This is a genomic window from Myroides sp. C4067, from assembly GCF_038039665.1.
Classification (GTDB): Bacteria; Bacteroidota; Bacteroidia; order Flavobacteriales; family Flavobacteriaceae; genus Flavobacterium; species Flavobacterium odoratimimum.
Genome location: NZ_JBBPHJ010000038.1, coordinates 1 through 22,834, shown reverse-complemented (window position 1 = coordinate 22,834; position 22,834 = coordinate 1). Strand labels below are relative to the sequence as shown.

Genomic DNA, 22,834 nt, shown 5'->3' with positions numbered 1-22,834 from the left:
AACCCCTGTTACCAGGATGAAAACCTGGCGTCCTAACCCCTAGACGAACGGACCATTTGTTTCTCTAATGCGGATGCAAAACTACAATAAATTTTTTATCCCGCAAGAGAAAAACAAAAAAAAATGAAATTAATATGCTTTTGCAAATAATACTCTACCCTTAGAAGGCTTGCCTGTTAGCACACATATTCCCTCTTCCTCTTTTCTATCAATTGGAATACAGCGAATTGTAGCTTTTGTAAGGTCTTTGATCTTTTCTTCTGTCTCAACAGTACCATCCCAGTGTGCAGAAATAAATCCTCCCTTACCTTCTAGCACTTCTTTAAATTCTTCAAAAGAATTCACCTCAGTGATATGCTCAGCTCTATAATCGTAAGCTTTCTTAAATAAGTTACTTTGGATAGTCTCTAATAGATCTTGGATATATTCTACGATACCCTCTTTAGACACCACCTCTTTAGTAAGCGTATCACGACGTGCAACTTCGAAAGTTCCATTCTCTAGATCTTTAGGCCCTACAGCTACACGCACAGGCACTCCTTTTAGTTCGTACTCAGCAAATTTCCATCCTGGCTTATATGCTGTACGATCATCAAATTTGAAAGAAATATTTAATTTCTTAAATCTATCTGTAATCTTTTTCACTTCCTCACGAATAGCATCTAACTGCTCGTCAGTTTTATGAATAGGTACGATAACTACTTGTATAGGTGCTAAGTTTGGTGGTAATACTAGACCATTGTCATCAGAGTGAGTCATGATTAATGCTCCCATCAGACGAGTACTCACTCCCCATGATGTAGCCCATACGTACTCTTGTTTTCCTTCTTGTGAAGTAAACTTAACATCAAATGCCTTAGCAAAGTTTTGTCCTAAGAAATGTGATGTACCTGCTTGTAATGCTTTACCATCTTGCATTAGTGCCTCAATACAGTAAGTCTCAATAGCTCCTGCGAAACGCTCATTCTCTGTTTTGAATCCTTTTACAACTGGAATAGCCATAAAGTTCTCTGCAAAGTCTGCATAAACGTCTAACATTTGTTCTGCCTCTGCTACAGCTTCTTTCTCAGTAGCATGCGCAGTATGACCTTCTTGCCATAAAAACTCAGCTGTTCTTAAGAATAGACGAGTTCTCATTTCCCAACGAACTACGTTCGCCCATTGATTCACTAAGATTGGTAAGTCACGGTATGACTCAATCCACTTTCTATATGTATCCCAAATAATTGTTTCTGATGTAGGACGTACGATTAACTCCTCCTCTAACTTAGCATCTGGATCTACCTCTATCGTTTTTCCGTCTTCTCCTGTTTTTAATCGGTAATGAGTTACAACTGCACACTCCTTAGCAAATCCATCTACGTGACTTGCCTCCTTACTAAAATAAGATTTGGGGATAAACAAGGGGAAATAAGCATTTTGGTGACCAGTTTCTTTAAATTTCTTGTCTAACTCTGCTTGCATCTTCTCCCAGATAGCATACCCGTAAGGCTTGATAACCATACATCCACGTACACCTGAATTCTCTGCCAAATCTGCTTTGACAACTAATTCATTGTACCATTTAGAGTAGTCCTCACTTCTTTTAGTAATATTCTTGCTCATTTTTAATATATTAGCAGTTAAAATTGTTTAACTCTTAATTAACTATAATAATTCCACAAAACTAACTAAATTTGTTTTGACCGACAATTAAAAAAACAACGAAATGAAAACAATTATCCAAACTTCTAGATTATTAAGCAAATTAGGTATGTTTTTGCTTATAGGAGGATTAACTGTTTCTTGTGGTTCGTATTATAATACCTCTTATCACGATGGTATATATAGTCAAGGTGAGAATACTCAACAATATCGCAACAATCAAAATCCTGACGCTAATTACTATGCGGAGTATTTCAAGTCAAAAAGTGACGAGTTTGAATATTTCACTGATGTAAATCAATATACTTCACCAGTCAATGACAGTGTTATTCAACACAAACCTAAACAAGCTGTATCTTACGGCTCTTGGGGGACAGAACCTAGCAGTGTAAGTATTAATTACTATAATAATAGTTACGGATACCCTTACTATGGATATGGTCGCTACGGCTATCCATACTACGGTAGTTATTGGGGTGGTTATTACGATCCTTTCTATAGTCCATACTACTGGGGTGGAGGGTTCGGCATGAGCTTTGGTTGGGGCTGGGGCGGTGGATACTATGGTCGTCCATGGGGTGGCTATTATGGCTATCCTTATTATGGAGGATACTACTCACACAGACCTAATTACTACTATAATAATGTAGCTTATCCTACAGGAGGAAGATCTAGCTACACTAGATCATCATACAACTCTAACAACGGATATAGAGGGAATAGCAACTCTGCCTATACAAGAAGTAGCTACTCTGGAAGAAGTAATAGTAACTACTCTAATAGCAGTAGATCGAGTTATAGCAGATCAAGCTACCAAACGAATAATAGAGGAAACAGCAACTCAGGTTATAACAACAACTCTAGAAGTTCTTACTCAAGATCTTCTTATGGTACTAGTTCATATAATAACTCTCGCTATAACAATAGCTCTTCTAATAATAGCAATAGCAACTATAATAATAACTCCAGAAGTTCTTATTCACGTAGCAGCTACTCTACCCCTTCTTCTTCATACTCGCGCAGTAGTGGAAGTAGTTACAGTGGAGGATCTAGAAGCTCTTCTAGCGGTGGAGGTAGTTCACGCAGTAGTTACAGTAGATAATATATAAGTAAACAAGACAGAAAAAATGAACAAGTATTTTTATACATTAGTAAGTTCTATCTTACTATCCGCAGCAGCCTATGCTCAAGAAACTGCACCTACAGATGTCATGAGATATAATCAATCGGATCTAAATGGTACAGCTCGTTTTAGAGGAATGAGTGGAGCTTTTGGTGCAGTAGGGGGAGATTTATCTGCCACGAATATTAACCCGGCAGGGGGAGCTATATTTAATTATAATACAGCAGCTTTCAGTTTATCTTATTTAGCTAGAAACAATAAAGCTAACTACTATGGTAATAATACGTCAAAAAACTATGATGGTCTAGACTTAGGTCAGATGGGAGCAGTATTTGTTTTTAACAACTACAATGACAACGCTACGATGAAAAAGTTCACGATAGGACTTAACTATGAGAGCACTAAGAATCTAAGAAACGACATCTTATTCAGAGGAACGAATACACACAATAGTTTAGGAGACTATTTCCTAAACATGGCTAATGGAGCTAAAGTACCCCATGGTATCGCACAACCACAAGCTAACTCTGCAGAGCAAGCCTATATGTATGCTGGTCATAATGGAGGGTTCGTAGGACAACAAACCTACTTAGCACACGAAGCATGGTTAATCAATAAAGGTACACAAGACGGAACATATACAGCGAACTATAATCAAAATAGTCAGTATAACCAAGCTAGAACATTTAGCAACAGCGGGTTCACAAACAAGTTTGCAGCTAACTTTGCAGCACAACTTGGGCAACGATTCTATGTAGGAGCTAACCTGAATATTCACGTAGTAGATTACACTCAGAGCAGCCTTGCTCAGGAGACTATCGCTACACCAGGAGGAAAAGGATCTATTCAGTCAATGAGTTATTTTAATGAAGTCTATACTTATGGGACAGGATTCTCATTTAATATAGGAGCCATTGGACAGATTACTGAATCTTTAAGAGCAGGTCTGGCATACGAATCACCTACTTGGTACTCTCTAAAGGATGAATTAATCCAAGGGCTTTCTACATCTCGTGTAGGTGAGAATAATGCTGTAGTAGATCCTAGAGTAGTGAATGTATTCGATCGTTATAGACTGAGAACCCCTTCTAAATACACAGGGAGTTTAGCTTATATCTTTAAAGATAAAGGACTGATCAGTGTTGACTATACATTCAAAGATTATAGCAATAACGAGTTCAGACCTACAGGTAATGATACTTACTACGGCTTAAACCAAGGAATCAATACCATGATGACAGGAGCAAGTGAAGTACGTGTCGGAGGAGAATACATTATCAAGCAAGTAAGCTTAAGAGCTGGATATCGCTTCGAGCAGAGTCCTTATAAGAAGGATTATAAAATGTATGGTGACCTAAATGGCTACTCTGCAGGTATCGGATATACTTTCGGTAGTTCTCGTTTAGACTTGTCTTATTCTAGAACTTCACAGTCTTATAATTCTTACTTAGTTGATACTACAGGTATAAATCCTTATAAGCCTGCTAATATTAAAACGACAGATAACTTTGTAAGTTTGACATACAACATTAATTTCTAATTAGATTAGAAGTTTAAGTACTTAATCTCTTTATCGGATAAACCGATAAAGAGATTTTTTTATTATACCTTTGCAGTTCGATTTTTATAAAAATAATAATAAGCAAATAATGAAGTATATTTTTAAACTTTTCGCTGCAATATGCTTGCTTGCTACTGCTACAAGTTTTGCTCAAGAAGGTGTAACTACTCCTCTGCGTTATACAGATTCTAACAAAGGTAAATTCTACATTTACTGGGGAGGTAACCGCGGTACTTTCAGTAATTCTGACATTCGTTTTAGAGGTGATGACTATGACTTCATCTTACAGAATGTAGAGGCGTCTGACAAACCTAAAGGGTGGCATATCGACTACATCAACCCTACTCGTATGACTATTCCACAAACGAACTTAAGAGTGGGTTATTTTATTACTGATAAATATAATATCTCTTTAGGAGTTGATCACATGAAATATGTAATGGATCAAAACCAAACAGTAGGTATCTTAGGATACTACCCTGGTCAAGGTTCTTATGGAGAAACTATTCCTGGACATCCTAACCAAGTAAACCTAACTGAAGATTTCTTAATGTTCGAACACACAGACGGATTAAACTATATCAACGTAGAGTTAAACCGTGTGGATGACATCTCTAAACTTTTTGGAGTATGGAACACAGATAAAGTTCAGATCAACTTAACTGAAGGTGTTGGAGCTGGTATTGTATTCCCAAAAACAAATACTACTTTATTAGGTAAAGAAAGATATGACGAATTCCACGTTTCTGGATTTGGTCTATCAGCTAAAGCAGGTCTTAACGTGACTTTCTTTAAACACTTCTTCGTTCAAGCAGAGTTAAAAGGTGGATACATCGATATGTATGATGTACGTACTACAGCTAGCAAATCAGATAGAGCTATGCACAACTTCTGGTTCGGAGAAACAATCATTGTATTCGGTGGTATCTTTAGATTATAATAAAGACACATAAACAAACAATATACCAAGAGGTTATCATTTATTTGATAGCCTCTTTTTTATTCTCATTATTTACAGTACATAGCGTATAAATAGAACCTCAGCACTATTTATTCATTTAGAACCCCTACTCTATCTCGTGATATAGTTCAAAACGAATGCTAAACCTATTCTTCTTCATTTTCTATTTTACTTCTATTTATTTATCCATTTCGCCCCTTAAAAATCGTTTTATAGTAATTTATCCCCTTCATTTCACTCCTTTTTTTACTCAAAACCAGTTTTTCCCCTACTATCACTATCCTTTTCTTATAAAAAATTATATCTTTTTTATACTCATATCGAGAACAAATAACATTAAAAACCTAAATATCAAATCATTACCAAAAAACACCCTTTTATTACCATTCAACCTTAACACCTCATTATCCTACTAAACACAAGCCTTCATACCTATTCCTTCAACACTTCTTCAACATTTCCCCAAGATTGCTCTAGTTTAAAGCACTTTTCTTGAAGGAACCTTGAAGAGGTGTTGTCGCACTGTTGAAGAGGTAAATATTATTCTTAAGAAACAGGACTCTTCAAAATCTTTAGGTGTTTTGTAAACATCTAAAATAGAAAAGCAACGATGGCGCTGTACAATCAAATCTTATCTCAAACACAGATTGATTTATATCCCTCATAAAATCAAGGTTCTAAAACAGAATGCTTATAATTAGACTACTAGATTCACATAATTATACTAAAGCGCTTAGTTTGTAGCTAAAAAAAATGTAATTTTGCAGTCCAATTTTTTTAAATCAATGAGAACCAAAACTTTAAAAAAGAATAAAATCAACGTAATTACTTTAGGTTGTTCAAAAAACGTTTACGATAGTGAAGTGTTAATGGGACAATTAAAAGCAAGTGGAAAAGAGGTAACACATGAGGCTGCTAATGATGAAGCTAATATTGTGGTGATCAACACTTGTGGTTTTATTAATAACGCAAAAGCGGAATCAGTAAACACAATCTTAGAATACGTAGAGAAAAAAGAGGAAGGTATTGTTGACAAGGTCTTCGTTACTGGATGTTTATCTGAGCGATACAGACCTGATTTAGAAGCTGAAATCCCTAATGTAGATCAATACTTCGGTACGACAGATTTACCTTTGTTATTAAAAGCATTAGGAGCTGACTATAAACACGAATTATTAGGAGAGCGTCTGACGACTACTCCTAAAAACTACGCTTACCTTAAAATCGCTGAAGGATGTGACCGTCCTTGTAGCTTCTGTGCTATCCCTTTAATGAGAGGAGCACACGTATCTCAACCTATCGAGAAATTAGTAAAAGAAGCTGAGGGATTAGCTAAAAACGGAGTAAAAGAGTTAATCTTGATCGCTCAAGATTTGACTTACTACGGATTAGATTTATACAAAAAGAGAAACTTAGCAGAGCTATTAGAGAACTTAGCGAAAGTAGAAGGTATCGAATGGATCCGTCTTCACTATGCATTTCCTACAGGATTCCCTATGGATGTATTAGAACTAATGAAGAGAGAACCTAAGATCTGTAACTACTTAGACATTCCTCTACAACATATCTCTGACAATATCTTAAAGTCTATGCGCCGTGGTACTACACAAGCGAAGACAACTAAGCTATTAAAAGAGTTTAGAGAAGCTGTACCAGGTATGGCTATTCGTACAACATTAATCGTAGGATACCCAGGAGAAACAGAAGAGGACTTCCAAATCATGAAAGATTGGGTACAAGAAATGAAGTTTGAACGCTTAGGATGTTTTACTTACTCTCATGAAGAGAATACACATGCCTATAAATTAGAAGACGATGTACCTGAAGAGGTAAAACAAGCTCGTGCTAATGAAATCATGGAAATCCAAGCACAAATCTCTTTTGATCTAAACCAAGAGAAGATAGGACAGACATTCCGTTGTATCATTGATAGAAAAGAAGGTACTGAGTTCATCGGACGTACTGAGTTCGATAGCCCAGACGTAGATAACGAGGTAAGAATAGACGCTACTAAACACTATCTGAAAATAGGTGAATATGCAGATATCCACATCGATAGTGCTTATGAGTTTGACTTATTCGGTACACCAGTAAAATAATATTTAAAAGCTGTTCTTCACTGAACAGCTTTTTTTGTACCTTTCTTTTAGAATCTAAAAAATTATTTAATCATATAGTCTCTGGCTACACTCCTATCAAGAGTTTTATTTTAGTTTGTTTACACAACAATAATATTAAGGTAAAGTTGACAATACATAAAACATTCATCTTTGTCCTAATCAATTAAAACAGATACCATGAGATTTCAAAAGAGACTATTAGTTTTATGTTTAGCTATGAGTTCATTTGCATTTGCACAAGATAATAAAGTATTGCGTATCGCACATAGAGGTGCTATGGGACACGTAACGGAGAACACAGTAGAATCTGTTCTGAAAGCTGTAGAGATGAAATCTGATGCGATCGAAATAGATGTGTTCAAAGTAAAAGATGGCGCTCTAATGGTACATCATGATGATACCTTAGAACGACTAACGAACGGTAAAGGAAATATCGAACAATATACTCAAGCAGAACTACAAGCGCTACTAGTAGATGGTAAATATAAAATGCCTACCCTAGAAGATATTATTTCTGCTATCAATAGGAAAGCGGTATTAAATATAGAACTAAAAGGAGCGAATACCGCAGAAGGTACATACGCTATCATCCAACAGTTCAAACAAAAAGGATGGACGAATGCAGACTTTATCATCTCTAGTTTTAAATGGGATGAATTAGAAAAAATAGCTGCTCTAGATCCTAATTTAGACATCGCTGTACTGACTTCTAAAGAGCCAGCTGATGCTATCGAATTTGCACATAAGATCAAGGCTGTAGCGATCAATCCTTACTTCAAAACATTGAATGAGAAAAACGTGAGTAAAATCAAACAAGCTAAGTTAAAAATATATCCATATACTGCGAATGAAGAGAAAGATATCCAACGTCTAAAAGACTTAAAAGTAGACGGTATCATCACCAACTTCCCAGAGAGAATATAATACATTTTGGTTAGGTTATTTTAAGCAGAAAGGCGTATTCAGTGTGAATATGCCTTTTATTTTATTCGTTATTTATACTTTATATTGCTTCAAAGAAACCTGTGAAATACTGTAAGAATAACACCCATAAGATGATAATCGTAGTACCTAATATCGCTCCAAATAATCCACCGAGTACGAAGTCCTTTTGCTTCAACATCCCTGTACCAAAGACAATGGCGTTAGGCGGTGTAGATACTGGTAAGAATAATCCACACGAAGAACAAAGTCCTACTACTAACCCTACCGGTAATAACTGATCTGTAGGTAGTACAATAGCCGCAATATTAATCACAATAGTAGCTGTAGCAGTACTACTCATAATATTAGAAAACAACACTGTCACTACTGCGAAAATAATCATCATCACGATCATATTAAACTCCATCCCTGCTAAGAACTGAGAGTAATATGGTGCTAGTAGCTCTTTAATAGCCATCCCTAGAGACAGTCCTCCCGCTACTAACATCAAGGTATCCCAAGGCAATCTGCGCACGTCCTCTGCTGTGATAATCCCCAACATCGGCAAGAACATAATAGGCACCATCGCGGCTCCTGCTGTAGGTATATGTAATCTACTTCCTAACATCCACATCAATACTGTCACTCCTAAGATGATAATAACGGCTAGACGCTGTAAGCGCATACTATTCGTCATTTCTAAGGCTTTGTTTGCAAACGAAACATCTAATCCTTTTACCTTAGAAGTATACTTGCGCACTACAGCATACCAGAATGTCCCTAATAAAACCACCGCTGGTAAGAACCCTAATAACAACCACTGAGAGAACGTAACATCGAATCCTTTAGATTTCAATACGTTCACTACGATTAAGTTAGGAGGTGTAGATACCATACTCATCATCCCTGCAAAGGTAGCAGCAGCTGGAATACTGACTAAGATAGCCTTAGACATATTAGAGTCTTTCCCCTCTCTATCTATCAAGGGCATTACCGAAGCTAATACCATAGCTGCAGTCGCTGTATTCGAGATAATCAAGGATAGAACTGAAGTAACAATGATAATACCTAATACTAGCATATTAGGATTAGAGCCAAAAATAGAAATGGTCTTCTTAAACAACGACAAGTCAAGATTGGTCTTCCGCATTCCTTCACTCAAGAAGAAACCTCCTAAGAATATCCAGATCACACTGTCTGACCAGGTATCTGATATCTCCTGGGGCGAAATCGTGGCTCCCTGTATATTCCCCATGGTATAGACGAGAAAACCTATAATCATAATCCCTACCGCAAAGGGAGGAATGGCTTCTGTCGCCCAGAGTAATATAGAGAATATTAAAATAAACATGGTGTATTTCTGAGCTTCACTAAAAACATCTGGAGCTAAAAAATAAGTACCTAACAGTGCAGCGACTAAAGAAAAGAAGAAAATACCTACCCTCGTTTTGATATTCCACATATTCCACGAAGCCTCTATTAGAAGCTCACTGTAGAATCGGATACCCGTTCTAATCTTCCTAATCTTGTCAAAGTAATCAAATTCCATATTCTTGTATTTAACCTTTAAAATTACAACAAATTAGTACATCAAGCCACTTTTACCATTGTATAATAAAAACAAAAGTGGAACTCTGACGAGTCCCACTTTTAAGAATTAGTGCATTAACCTGATAATCTATTAACTATGAAAGCATTAATTAAAACTATATTTTAACCCTATTTGTATTTGGTATGGGTTTCCTCTATTGACAGGAGTCCCTTTTGTATTTACTCTATAATTAAATTGTTGTGTAGCTTGATCAAAACCTGGTAAAGCAGCTGTCTCTCCTTTCTTAGGTACACCTAAAGCATATAGAGACTGCGTTCTCATAGATTTATTCACTCCCCAATCTTTATTCAATAAGTTCGCTACGTTAAATACATCTGCTGATAACTCAAACTTGTGTTTCCCTTTAACATGGAAAGTCTTCGCTATACGCAAGTCAAATACACCATAGAAACTATTCTTTCCTCCGTTTCTCTCTGCTATTTTACCATAGCTATCTTGGATATAATTTTTAAGACTACTACTTACTTCTGGATTATCCATAATCGCTTGTAATCCATCCTTAATATGCTGTGGAGTCTTAGGATCATTGATGTCAAATACATATGCTAAGTCATTATTACCACTAACAAAATCTCCATTCGTATTACCCCCTGATAATAAGCTATATCTCGTTCCTCCAATACCTGAGAATCTCACTCCTACATTCACTCCGTAGAAACTAGGTGCATTACCATACACTACTAATTTATGTCTAAAGTGATTATCAGAATAACTCATCTTGCTTAAATCTCTAGGATCATCTGCTACTGGTAGTCCTAGTGTAGCCGAGTTAGCTACGTTTCCATTATAAGAAGTATTGTCCTTAGTAGAGTTCCAAGTATAACTCACTGCTATCTGTCCATCTCTATAATAGTTATAGTTCGTGTCAAATACTAAAGCATAGTTATTTACTTTTCCTTCACTTACTAACTCTAATACACGACCTAATTGGTTTGATTTTCTACCTTGTTTCCAATCAGAAGCACCGTTCGCTAAAATAGTTTCTGCAGGGACGAATACTCCTCTTCCTCCTTCATTGTCTAAAGTAAAGAATGGTTTATCCACCATATTTCTATCTTTATAGAAGTAGTTATTACGAGCTAAGTTCATATACCCTGTCACACTAACCTTAAATCTACTGCTGAAGAAGTGTGTATACGATAAGTTAGCCTTATACACCATCGGTACTTTTGCGTCTTTTCCTGTGAAATTGATTGTGCTTAACTGATGTTGAGTCAAAGAAGGTATTGCGTTTTTATCTTTTCTATAAGCTTCAAAGTCTGGAGTAGGTACATCAGCTCCCATTACATCTACAGTAGCTAACTTACTACCATCAAAAGTAAGGTTGTTAATCAATGCATAGTTATTCACATCCGAACCAAAGATACCTCCACCTAGACGGATATAGTCTGTATTGTTCTCATTGATATTCCAATCAAACTGAATACGTGGCTGTACAATCAAAGACTTAAAGTTATTGTCTGTTCTTAGTCCTAGCTCATCATATACTAACTGGTTAAACTTAGCTGTCGGATACTTCGCATAATCTAAACGAAGCCCTAAAGTCATATCTAAACCAGGATATAAAGAAGTCTTCATTTGTCCATAGATACCCGCATTTAATATATTTCCATCGACAGTAAGATCATCTACTAAAGGTACTTCTCTATAATATCTATAAGGTCTTAGATTCTCAAAGCTATCCATAGACGAATATCCTAGAGCAGGATCATTATTAAAATGGAAACGTCCATTCACTTCACTACCATATACTGACTTAGAATTAGTCTGCATCACGTCAACACCGAAAGTATAGTTTACTTTATCTGTGTTATAGTATAAATTATTTACAACCTGAAAAACATTGTTGGTGAACTTCTCTTGTGCGAAACGGTGTCCTCCCAACTGTATATTAGCTGAACGCACACCACCTCCAACATTAGAAGTTACGTTCTCCACAATAGCACGTGGTATATACCATCCTGGTAACTCTGCACTCTGATGACTATCCTGGAATGTATATAGATACTGTACCTTTAACTCATTAGTCAGCTTAGGGCTGATATTCGTTCTTAATGTAGCTAATAAACTGTTGTCAACACTCTTATCTGTACCATAAGATTCGTATAGATTAATCTGTGTGTTATCCCCTAATCCTAGTGGATTATAGTCATACGTAAGGTTATTTCTAACCGTTAATAAGTTATTCTCGTTAATCTGCCAATCTAAACGCAAGAAGGCTGCATCAGAGTTTCTTCTCTTGTCAAATGTTCCGTACTGAGGATTATTAGACACACCATATTTATCACGAGCAATACCTACGAACTTGTCTAAAGTCTGGTTAGTAATACCGTATCTGTCTTCATCTGCCGGTCCATTAATATCTGCAATCACTAGTGATCGAGTGTCTAACTGGTGATCCCATGCTACAAAATAGTGTAGTTTATCCTTAATAATCGGACCACTTAAGGATAATCCATATTGATAAGTAGAGTAATCTCTATCCCCTTTCTTATTTCCGTTGATATCGTACGGGCTAGATAACCAATCTGCACGCATATAAGAGAACATAGAGGCTGAGAACTCATTGGTTCCAGATTTAGTTACTGCACTTACGGTTCCGCCTCCACTTCGCCCTAATGTCACATCATACTGATTCGTCACTACCTGAAACTCGCGTACCGCCTCCATAGACACAGAATATGGAGCACCACTTCTACTAGTAGTCGCCCCTCCTGATGTAGGATTCTTAGCAGTAGTTCCATCTATCGTAAAATTAATAGAAGAACCTAGTTGTCCTCCTATAGATCCTCCATTCGATAAAGGTGATAGATCCGTTAGGTTAGCAAAATTACGTCCGTTAATCGGTAGGTTTTTTATAGAGCTCGCTGTAAAAGTAGTCGCTGCCCCCAAAGACTCCTTCTGATTCTTTAAGCTCTTTCCATCAATAACGATTTCTTCTAAATGCTGATCATCTAATCCAATAACAATATCTACGAATACATTATCCCCTTGGTTTACGTAGTACCCCGTTTTCTTAACTTCTCCTCCAGTCTCATCCTGTGTAACAACGATATAAGGACCCCCTAATGGAATTTCTTTAAAGACAAACTCCCCATTAGCATTCGTCTTAGTACGTGTGGTAAATCCTGTAGATGTATTTCTAATCATAACTTCTTTTCCCTGTTGGATCGCATTATCCTGTAATACGATCCCTTGGATAGAAGCTTGTGTGGTTTGAGCAAAAACTTGTGCACTAAATAAAGTCGCACATACCAAACCTGCTAATTGTAATTTTTTTTTCATTTACGTTACTACTAGTTGATTAATGAAGTCAAATCTATTCCTCCATTATTATCTCTAGATGTTTAGTACGTAAAGAAATTGTCATTTTTAAATTCAAGAATTCAAAGAGTTATTATTAAAGTGTTAACTCATAATCATCTTATACTAAAGTCTGTCTTTTTCTGTCATCTCTATTTCTTTAGAACTGTATTTTACCTTTTGGTTTCCTAAATTATACTTTAAAGAAATAGCAAAACCTTGTGTATCGCTATAGTCTTTAAAGTAGTTATTTTGATTCGCATAGTTAGTACTAATGATCTGTCTGTCACTACCAAAAATATTATACACATACAAATTAGCAGATAACTTATTCTTCAAGAACTCTCTACTCATAATAAAGTCTGTACGCTGATAACCACTTATTCTAAAAGTCCCTTGTACAGTAGGAGTATAAAAGTTATAGGTCAACATCGCTTTCCAGTTACTTTTCTTTTCAATATCAACTGAAGTACTTAATCGCCCTCCAAATATTAAAGCATCATTCTTATACAATTTCTTATCTACACCATAAAAATAATCTTCCTGCTGTTGCAAGTAAAGAAAAGGACTCACTGACCAAATAGGTAAAATCTGGTGAGAATAGTTTACAATCATACCCGCTAGTTGTCGTTTATCTATATTCGTATAATGATAGATTAACATATTATTTTCAGGTTCTTGATAAGAGATTTCCATAGATGGATTGCTCTCACGATTATAGAACAGTTCAATATTTAACTGATTCCAATTATAACTTAAACTAAAATTATGACTGATCGTTGGTTTTAAATCAGGGTCTCCTTGGAAATATGAAAACAGATTATAGTAACTCTTCGCAGGATTCATCCAAGAATACGAAGGTCTGTCAATACGCTTTCCATACGAAAAACTCAATTGTTCTTGTTCTGTTAGATCGTACTTCACATAAGCTGTAGGGAATAACTTAAAGTAAGACTGTGTATTACTTCCTACTCCTGTACTCTTCGTCTGAATGCCTGTGTACTCTCCTCTCAATCCTGTTTTAACCTGCCATTTATCCCATTTTTTAGTAAATGAGGTATATCCAGCCCAGTTGATTTCTTGATAATCATAATCGTTACTCTTTTCTTTATTAGGGTTGCCTGTTTTAGTATCAAAAAAGTCTAATGAATATAAAGCTTTGACAATACTATACTTTCCTCCTAACTCCCACTTCGTTGTTTCTTTATCTATCGTATAATCAATACCAGATACAGCTAATCGTGTACGCGAGTTATCTTTCGTTGCGAAAAAGCGTTCAGTTGGTACTTGATTTTTAAAGTTTAATTCAGTTCGTACATCTTGGTTATCTTTCTGGTTATCATACGTAAAATAAGAAGACCATAATAAGTTTTTCTCTTGACTAAACTTCTTGTCTAACATAAAATACCCTGTGTACGTATCCATATTAGCACGCTTCTTATTAAAAGTAGTATAGTTAGATTCTACAATCCCCTCTTTATTATAGATTAATGTAGGGATGACATAATCACCTTTGGTTTGCTCATTAATATAGCCATCCCCTCCTAATGTCAGTGTCAATGTACTATCTACCTTTACATCCATCTCCGCATTAAAACTATGTCTTCCTCTCATCTTATTCATACGAGTCAGGTCTGTACTCCAACGCTCTCCGTTCTCATAGATAACGTTGTCTTCATTATAGCGTACTCCTGATCCTTTTGTATAAGAATAATTTCCAGATAAATTCACTTTATCACCAGAGTAAAAATGTTGTGTACCTAAGGTGTTAACTGCATAGGTAGTTTGTTTAAAACGATCTGTTACACTCCCTTTATATCCTAAGTTTACGTTCTTTTTTAATTTAATGTTCAATACTGCTCCCCCCTGAGCATCATACTTAGCAGGAGGATTAGTAATAACTTCTACAGCCTCTACCTGTGTACCATCTGTAGATTCTAGCATCTCTTTTAACTGCTCTCCTGTCAGCATCACCTTTCTATCGTTAATCGTCACCAATATACTAGAGCTCCCACGGATACTTAGGTTATCTCCTATCGCATTGACCCCAGGTGTTTGTTTCAGAATATCCCACGCATTCGTAGTCGCTAGTGGCGTATCTTGTACATTAAACACTAATCTGTCTATCTCTCTTTTTATAGTAGGACGCTTGGCAGTAATCATTACTTCTTCTAAAATAGCGTTATCTTCTGCTAACTCTACTATAGCTGGAGCCGTACCTAAAGCTATTGTCTGAGATTTAAATCCTACATAGCTAAATTCTAATTGAGTAATGGATACATTAGCGTCTAAATCATAAACACCTTGTTCATCTGTATAAACAGACTGTACTATCTTGCCATCGGCATCTTTAGCTACAACAGTAACAAAAGCCAATAATTCCTTTTTATTGTCTGTTACTTTTCCTTTGATCTGAGAGTTAGTTGTTTGTGCATTTACTAATACACTTAACAATAATATGCTCCATAAAATAAGTATGCGTACCATAATTTCATTAATTTTAAACAAAGGTGCTGTATTCAGAAAAAGAAGGCGGTTAATGAACGGTTAATGAACGGTTAACAGCAAAAGCCTCTTGATGTATTACTCTCTTTTTAAAGTATATTTGTGTATATGAAAAAGCTAAATTCTAAATATTACTTAATCATCTTTTGTGTTTTCTATTTACTTCTGATAGGGGTAATGGGAGCATATATATACCATGCTTTTCAATTAAAGTGTAAAGAGATAGTAACTACTGTACATACTAGAATAGACAAGCTAGAAGAATCTGGAATATTAAATAAATACACAATAAAGAAAGAGAATGAGCAATATAGAATGCTCTTAGATATAGTGCATGGAGAAAAGACATTAGATGAGTTTAAAGAGTTTAATAAAAAAGTAATTAAATCAAGAGAAGAACATTTTAGCCATATCATAGATAGTTTATTTGTTGATGAAAAGTACGAGGTGGCTGTCAGATATGATATGTCTCAATTAAAATTACATGATCAAAAAAAAGAGATTTTAGATGCTCCTATAACTTTACTTCAAACCTCTCGTAAAGTAGATAAATCCTATAAGACCAATACTTCTAACTGGGAGGTACAGGAAAGTAGTGAACGAACTGATGTAAGAGAGGAACAAAAAGAGTATAAACATCACTTCTCTCTATATCAAAATCAATATATTGATATCAAAAATATTATAAGTATAGCTCTTTTATCACTATTACCATTACTTATTTTGACTGCTATAGTTGCTATATCACTCTTAGTCGTTTACTATATTGCCTATCGCACAATTAAACAAAAAGAAAAAGAGGTAGACAATCTCTACAATATGGTAGACAATGTCTCTCATGAGTTTAAACTACCTATCGCTACCTTAAAATACGGTTGTAAGAATCTGTCCAAAGAATATGAGTCTCCAACAGTGAACCTTCTACTCCGTCAAGTAGATCGATTAGACCGATTACAGAATAGCCTTAATCCTATCCTATCAGATGAAGAAGAAAGCTATAAAAAAGAAGATGCTTTAGTACTGATAGAGGATCTCCAAAACCTGTATCCTGAAGTATTATTATCAATAGAGTGGAATGCTAAAAATGAACTTAATCTATCTAAAACTAAAATAGAAACTGTACTTCTTAATCTATTAGAAAACAGTATTAAATATGGTGGAACAGAGATTAAATGTATTATCTCTTCAGAAGCTAATCAGTATACTATCACAATTACAGATAACGGAATGGGAATCGCTAAGGATAAACAGAGTGATGTCTTCAAGAAATTCTATAGAATACGAGAAGGCAATATCCATAACACCCAAGGACTAGGTATCGGATTATACCAAGTACAACAAATAGTAAAATCACTTCACGGAAGTATTAATATAAATAGTAAACTAGAAGTAGGGACTACTTTTAAAATCACAATACCTTATGCATAAACTGTTATTAGTAGAAGACGATATTGATTATGGTACTGTTATTCAACAGTATTTAGGTATCTGTGGTTTTGAGGTAAAATGGTTCACTACTCCAGAAGAAGTTGTAGATACTGTAAAACAAGAACACTTTGACTTAGCGATATTAGATATTATGCTCCCTCAGAAAGATGGTTTTACCTTATCGAAAGAGATTAATACAGTATTACCTACCTTGCCTTTCTTATTCTTAACAGCAAAGAACCAAAGTATTGACCGCTTAATGGGGTTAAAGCTCGGTGCTGATGATTATATTTCTAAAACATGTGATCCTGAAGAACTAAAGCTTCGAATAGAGAATATCCTAAAGCGAACTGCTGTACCAAAAACAGAACAGTACTTATTAGGCAGCTATACTTTTAATCCTATACAGCTAAAGCTGAGTCATCCTTCTGAAACGATACGTCTGACAGAACGAGAGAGAGATTTATTACTTCTATTAATCAGTCATAATGGTGATATTATATCTCGTGAGGAGATCTTACAGAAGCTTTGGCCGTCTGCTGATTACTTCAATGGACGTAGTTTAGATGTATTCGTCACCCGCTTAAGAAAATACTTTCAACACGATGAATCAATAAGTATCCTGAGTTTAAGAGGAGTTGGTTTTGAAGTGAACTTATCCCTTAAATAAGCTTGGTACTACTCCGTAGTAGCAATATAAAAAGGGACTGCGAGTAAGATCACAATCCCTTTACTTATGCTATTTATCTTGAAAACGTTTGAGAAAAGTCTCGTTCAGTTTTCCTTTATCTTTGATTCTACTTAAAGCTTCTAAGGCTTTCGCTTTATAACTTTCATTCTTAGTCTCTTTAAATAATTCGTCTGAAGCAAGTGCATAATTAGCATTAAAGTCATCTAGCGTATTAAAAGTAGTTTGGCACTTATCTAAATATTCTAAACCTGCCTCATACTGAGTATCCGCTATAAAGAGGATTCCCTTCATTAAATATACTTCTTGTTGTCGTTGCTCCGTCCAGGTATTCTCTGTTATATACAACTCTTCTGCAATACTTAGCTTTTGCAATCCATTAGCTATATCTCCTAAAGAAGTAGCGGTAAGCCCTATTCCATAATAACCATCAGGGTCATTGGGAAAGTCCTTGATCAATTCTTCATACTTCTTTCTCGCTAAGCCAATATTTCCGACTCTTAAAGCTGCTTCTGCTAACTCTTCTTTAAATACTGAATTACTCTTACTAGCTAAACTATCAGCATAGTAATAATACGTTACTGCGGCTTCGTGCTTATCTTGTTTAGTTAAAGCTACTCCTGTAAAGAAATATGCATCACAAAGTGTTTTATCTCTTTCTATTAAACTAAAGAACACTTTACCTGCGATATTATAATACTTAGGTGAATTAAGAGCTTCTAAACCTACTTTATATAATCGTTCTACTTCCATATCATCAGATGGACAACTAAGCTCTAAATCATCATAAGAATACTTATAATCAACAGTCTGAGCATAAACACAGTTATATGTAAGACACCAAGTACTAATAAGTAGAAATACTACAATCTGTAGTTTATCTCTGGTAAACAATCTCACTGGTAGGAGATGCATTATAATATTCATTATTTTCTTGTTCTTTAATACGATCAGTAAACAACACACCATTCAGATGATCAAATTCATGTTGTATAATGACAGCTGTAAAACCTTCTATCACTTCTTGGAAATGTTCTCCACTCAAATCATAGTAAGTAATCTGAATAGCTAAGCTTCTGTATACTTCTCCATATTCATTAGCAATAGATAAACATCCCTCTTCTCCTCTTCTCAATATTTTAGAATACCACACAATCTCTGGATTAATAAAGAACTCAAATGGTTCTCCTTTTTTATCCATACGTTGCACTAGAAAAACTCTTCTATTGATACCTACCTGAGGTGCTGCTATCCCTACTCCAGGTTTCTCTTCATTGCGAACAGTTTTATACATTCTCGCAATCAGATATTTTAAGTTCTCATCTGTCGGTAATACTTCTTCACATCTCATTCTAAGCACTTGTTCTTCCACAGGGCTATCTACCTGATAGACATGCATTGGTTCTTCTACAGTACTTTGTTGTATAAGAAGATTTTCTATATCGTTTAACTTGGTGTAAGTATTCATTTTATTTTGTTTTACAAGTCAAAAATATAACTTAAATCACATATAAATAAAAAAAGCCCAGAGAATCTCTGAGCTTTTTACTTATGCCGACTTAGGAAGACTATCAGGGGCTTGTACTGGCAGTACCTCTGGTAGAGCAGGGATAGAATCATTCACTGATTTTACATCTGTACCTTCATCCTCATCTTCGTCATCATCCTTTGCTCCTTGTCCCAATACTTCACTTGCTTTATATCTACCTAACTTAATTTTAAAATCTTCTGCATTACCTGTTATTCTCATTGGTATTCCTATAATACCTAATGGAGGCAATCCCAATCTAAATCCAATATTTAAATCTCCATCTAAACTTACTTGTCCCTCAAAACGTGGCCTAAAACCAGCCATCTTCATTTTAGTTCGTTCAATAGTCATTACATTATCTTTAATAGATGATTTAATATTAACGTCAGATAATGTTCCTTTTTCTAACGATTTAGCATCCGTCTTATCTGCAATAGCTCCTAAAAGTTTAAATCCTTTAAAACTAATATTGGCTAATGATAATGTACCTTGACCTTCAATGCTCTTCATTACAGGGAACATACTACTGTTTAATTTCCCTTTCAAACTATAATCTAAAGAAACTGTTCCGTAAGCATCCTTCGCCATTGTCACCATTTCTCTAAACAAAGTAATTTCTTTATATGCTCTTTGAATATCAAATTCAGAAGCTTTTAAATGATAACTGAATAATGCACTTCTATAGCCCGTTGGTTCATAAGTTCCATTCATAGCAACATTTGTTCCTATCAAATTAAACTTAGTATCTTTCAAATCTATACCTCCTTTAGAAACAACTAGATTACCTGTAAAGTTTTCAATATTATATTCTGTGTATTTAATCTTATCAGCTACAGCATTAAAGGCAATATTAATGTCTTTAGGAACCTGAATAACACCTGCGTTAGATGTATTTGCTGTTGTGACATTACTAGTTTTATTATTTGCAAACATCATAAATTCATCAACATTCATATAAGGAGTTTGTAAATCAAAGTTCCCTTTTAAAGTATCTCCTTTCAGCATATAACCAATCACATTAGTCAAGTATCCATTCATAGAAAATTTAGAACTACCATAAGTAGCTTCAAATTTCTCAAACTTCATCTTTTCTTTATAGAACTTGAATACTCCTTTTTTAATATGTAATGGTTTTGGGAACATCTCAGAAGTCACCGTTATATTGTCTACTTCAAACTTTCCTCCATTCTTTAATTTATCAAAATCTCCTTTTACAGCATCACTTTGTAATCCGCTTAAGAAAAGACTCGTTAATAATCTACCGCGTACATCTATTCCATCAATCTTAAACAACTTATATAGGTTACCTATATTCAATGTTCCTTTTGACTTCACATTATAATTTAAGTTATTTAAATTATACAAACTAGCAGCTAATTGGAAAGGTTCTCCTGCTATTTTAAAGTCAATTGGTAAGACTTTAATTGTTAAGTCATGTAGAGATCCACGCTTACTCTTAATGATCGTATGAATCTGAATATTCTCTATTGGTAAGTCAGGTATACGTTTAAATTGAACATATCCATTGACAAACTTAATTTCAGAATCAATTACAGGGAATAGTTTACGCTTTGGCTCGTATGTTCCCTTTATACTACCCTTTGCATCAATCACTCCTCTAAGCACAATATCTTCTATTGGTATGAATTCCTTTATATTCTCTAAGTCCACTTTAGCATCTACATCCGCCTCAATATTGTAATCACGTAGATTCTTTAGATATATATTACCTTTTATAAAATTACTCATAGCAGATAATGAAATATCAGAAATTCTAACTGAAGTATTTTTATAATTAGAATCCTTAGCTGCTATATCAAAGTTAAAGTTAATAGCTTCTAATGCTTCTGGTAATTGTTCTAACTTAAAATATCCATCTTTTATAGACCCTTTTAAATCGAATTGAGGAATACTAGTGATAGTACTGTCTCTATATACTTTACGTAAGGTTCTTCTTTCAACAATACCTTTAGAGTAAGTTCCATCAAAAACTCCATCCAAAGCTAATTCACCACGCATAGCAAATCCTTCAATACCTATTGCTTTTTGAAATAAATCAAGATTAACTATTGAATTGATCTTTCCTTTTGCATTAATAACGGTCAAGCCCTCAACTTCTGCATTGATATCAGTATGTTTATTATCTAAATCAAAAGCCAACTTATTAATAGACACTTTTCCTTTTTCTATATCTAACTTTGGCATTGAATAAGCAAAGTCAAGTTCTACATTTTCTAAAGGCTTACTAACTTGTTTATTTTGTATAAATCCATTCTTTAATTTCAATGATAAATCTACATTAGGACTTAAAGTGTCAACAATAACATATTTACCTTTTAATAAAAACTTACCATTAACATCTCCAGCAAATTTAGTATCATCCAACCAATATTGATACTCTGGTGGTATTACTGATAACAGTTGTTCTAGAGTAGCATTCTCTGTTTTAATATCAAAAAGCATATCATAGCCATTCTCAATAAAACCAAAATGTCCTTTAAAATCAACAGGTAAACCTTTAATACGTAAGTCGTTCTTTTCAAAGACAAATGTTAAAGACTTTGTATCTACTTTAGTTTGAAGCTTAGCTAAAATAGGTTTTTCTTTCACATAGTGAACTCCATCAAAATTCAAATCAAAAGAATGTATACTTGCTTTACTCAACAAATCAAATACATCATCGCTCATATTTCCTTGACCAACATAATCAAAATCAGAAGCTATGAAACTCAACTTACTAGCTAAATCATTATAGATTATTTCTGCATTATCAATATGAAGTTCGTCAATCTTTAATTCAAGACTCTCATCGCTTTCTTCTTTTTCATCTGATGGTACAAAAACATCATAATTTGCTTCTCCTTTTTCTGTAACATTAATGTGAACAATAGGACTATCTACGTATATTCTATTAAAAGCTAATTTACCACCTACTATACTAAAGATATCGACACCTAAACTAACAGATTTAGCTTCAAATAAATGATCAGAATACAATGAATCTAATTGTACACCAGCTATACTAGGATTAACTACTGTAGCTGTTAATAAAGGAAATCTATTATAAAATGATAGATCAATTTTCTCAAAGTCTACATCACCTTTGATTGATTCTTTCATTAATTCCTTTACCTTAACATTTATCTGATCTGCATAAAATACTGGTACAATATACATTAGTGCTAATACTAATACACATAATACTCCAATGCTTATTCCTAACCTAATAAGAACTTTTTTTACAGTTTTCAACATAGCTTACTTAATCTTCAATATGCGTACAAAGTAACATCTTTTTTTCGCAACTTTAACAAACTTAAACAGAAATATAGAACAACATCTTGTCTGAAGAAACAAAATATGACTACCCTATATAAACAAAAAATCCCCAACCTCATACGAGATTGGGGATTCTATAAAGAAAGGCGGCGACA

At 34.7% G+C, this 22,834-nt stretch carries 14 protein-coding genes; 7 read left to right on the top strand and 7 right to left on the bottom strand.

Annotation, left to right across the window (positions count from 1 at the left end; translation table 11 throughout):
* Positions 1–129 precede the first annotated feature (129 nt).
* Positions 130–1,605, bottom strand: a complete 1,476-nt coding sequence (gene proS / locus AABL87_RS16715) for a proline--tRNA ligase (RefSeq protein WP_341277637.1) — start codon at positions 1,603–1,605, stop codon at positions 130–132.
* Positions 1,606–1,708: 103 nt separating this feature from the next.
* Here proS and AABL87_RS16710 point away from each other — a divergent pair, with 103 nt between their 5' ends.
* The 5 genes from AABL87_RS16710 (at position 1,709) to AABL87_RS16690 (ending at position 8,333) form a co-directional block, all read left to right on the top strand.
* On the top strand, positions 1,709–2,746 hold the full coding sequence (locus AABL87_RS16710) for a hypothetical protein (protein WP_341277636.1): 1,038 nt from the start codon (positions 1,709–1,711) through the stop codon (positions 2,744–2,746).
* 25 nt (positions 2,747–2,771) lie between these two features.
* Positions 2,772–4,307: an OmpP1/FadL family transporter gene (locus AABL87_RS16705; RefSeq protein WP_025124969.1), complete on the top strand. Its 1,536-nt coding sequence runs from the start codon at positions 2,772–2,774 to the stop codon at positions 4,305–4,307.
* Between the two features lie 109 nt (positions 4,308–4,416).
* On the top strand, positions 4,417–5,268 hold the full coding sequence (locus AABL87_RS16700) for a membrane protein (protein WP_006266971.1): 852 nt from the start codon (positions 4,417–4,419) through the stop codon (positions 5,266–5,268).
* An 806-nt stretch (positions 5,269–6,074) separates the two neighbouring features.
* Positions 6,075–7,388 (top strand): 30S ribosomal protein S12 methylthiotransferase RimO, encoded by a 1,314-nt coding sequence (rimO, locus tag AABL87_RS16695; RefSeq protein WP_006264477.1) that lies wholly within the window; start codon positions 6,075–6,077, stop codon positions 7,386–7,388.
* A 198-nt stretch (positions 7,389–7,586) separates the two neighbouring features.
* A complete protein-coding gene (locus AABL87_RS16690; protein ID WP_006266970.1) occupies positions 7,587–8,333 on the top strand; it encodes a glycerophosphodiester phosphodiesterase in 747 nt (248 codons plus the stop codon).
* A 79-nt stretch (positions 8,334–8,412) separates the two neighbouring features.
* On the opposite strand, the gene AABL87_RS16685 is transcribed toward AABL87_RS16690, so the two are convergent.
* The 3 genes from AABL87_RS16685 to AABL87_RS16675 all read right to left on the bottom strand — a co-directional run bounded on the left by AABL87_RS16685 (position 8,413) and on the right by AABL87_RS16675 (position 15,735).
* Positions 8,413–9,882: an SLC13 family permease gene (locus tag AABL87_RS16685; protein ID WP_006260357.1), complete on the bottom strand. Its 1,470-nt coding sequence runs from the start codon at positions 9,880–9,882 to the stop codon at positions 8,413–8,415.
* Positions 9,883–10,029: 147 nt separating this feature from the next.
* The gene (locus AABL87_RS16680) at positions 10,030–13,230 is read right to left on the bottom strand and encodes a TonB-dependent receptor (protein ID WP_006266969.1); all 3,201 of its coding nucleotides are present in this window, start codon (positions 13,228–13,230) and stop codon (positions 10,030–10,032) included.
* 144 nt (positions 13,231–13,374) lie between these two features.
* Positions 13,375–15,735, bottom strand: a complete 2,361-nt coding sequence (locus AABL87_RS16675; protein WP_341277635.1) for a TonB-dependent receptor domain-containing protein — start codon at positions 15,733–15,735, stop codon at positions 13,375–13,377.
* Between the two features lie 126 nt (positions 15,736–15,861).
* Between AABL87_RS16675 and AABL87_RS16670 the strand changes: the two genes are divergently transcribed.
* Together AABL87_RS16670 and AABL87_RS16665 are read left to right on the top strand one after the other, a co-directional pair.
* A complete protein-coding gene (locus AABL87_RS16670) occupies positions 15,862–17,181 on the top strand; it encodes an ATP-binding protein (RefSeq protein ID WP_341277634.1) in 1,320 nt (439 codons plus the stop codon).
* Complete coding sequence (locus AABL87_RS16665) at positions 17,174–17,851, top strand: response regulator transcription factor (protein ID WP_341277633.1); 678 nt, start codon at positions 17,174–17,176, stop codon at positions 17,849–17,851. The genes AABL87_RS16670 and AABL87_RS16665 overlap by 8 nt, the downstream gene beginning before the upstream one ends.
* Before the next feature lie 69 nt (positions 17,852–17,920).
* On the opposite strand, the gene AABL87_RS16660 is transcribed toward AABL87_RS16665, so the two are convergent.
* From AABL87_RS16660 to AABL87_RS16650, 3 genes are all read right to left on the bottom strand, one after another.
* Positions 17,921–18,796, bottom strand: coding sequence for a tetratricopeptide repeat protein (locus AABL87_RS16660; RefSeq protein WP_225581659.1), 876 nt, complete (start codon positions 18,794–18,796; stop codon positions 17,921–17,923).
* Positions 18,747–19,337 carry a peptide deformylase gene (def, locus tag AABL87_RS16655; protein ID WP_006260363.1) on the bottom strand — a complete coding sequence of 197 codons (591 nt, stop codon included), beginning with the start codon at positions 19,335–19,337 and terminating at the stop codon, positions 18,747–18,749. The genes AABL87_RS16660 and def overlap by 50 nt, the downstream gene beginning before the upstream one ends.
* Before the next feature lie 81 nt (positions 19,338–19,418).
* A complete protein-coding gene (locus AABL87_RS16650; RefSeq protein ID WP_341277632.1) occupies positions 19,419–22,655 on the bottom strand; it encodes an AsmA-like C-terminal region-containing protein in 3,237 nt (1,078 codons plus the stop codon).
* Between the last annotated feature and the right edge of the window lie 179 nt (positions 22,656–22,834).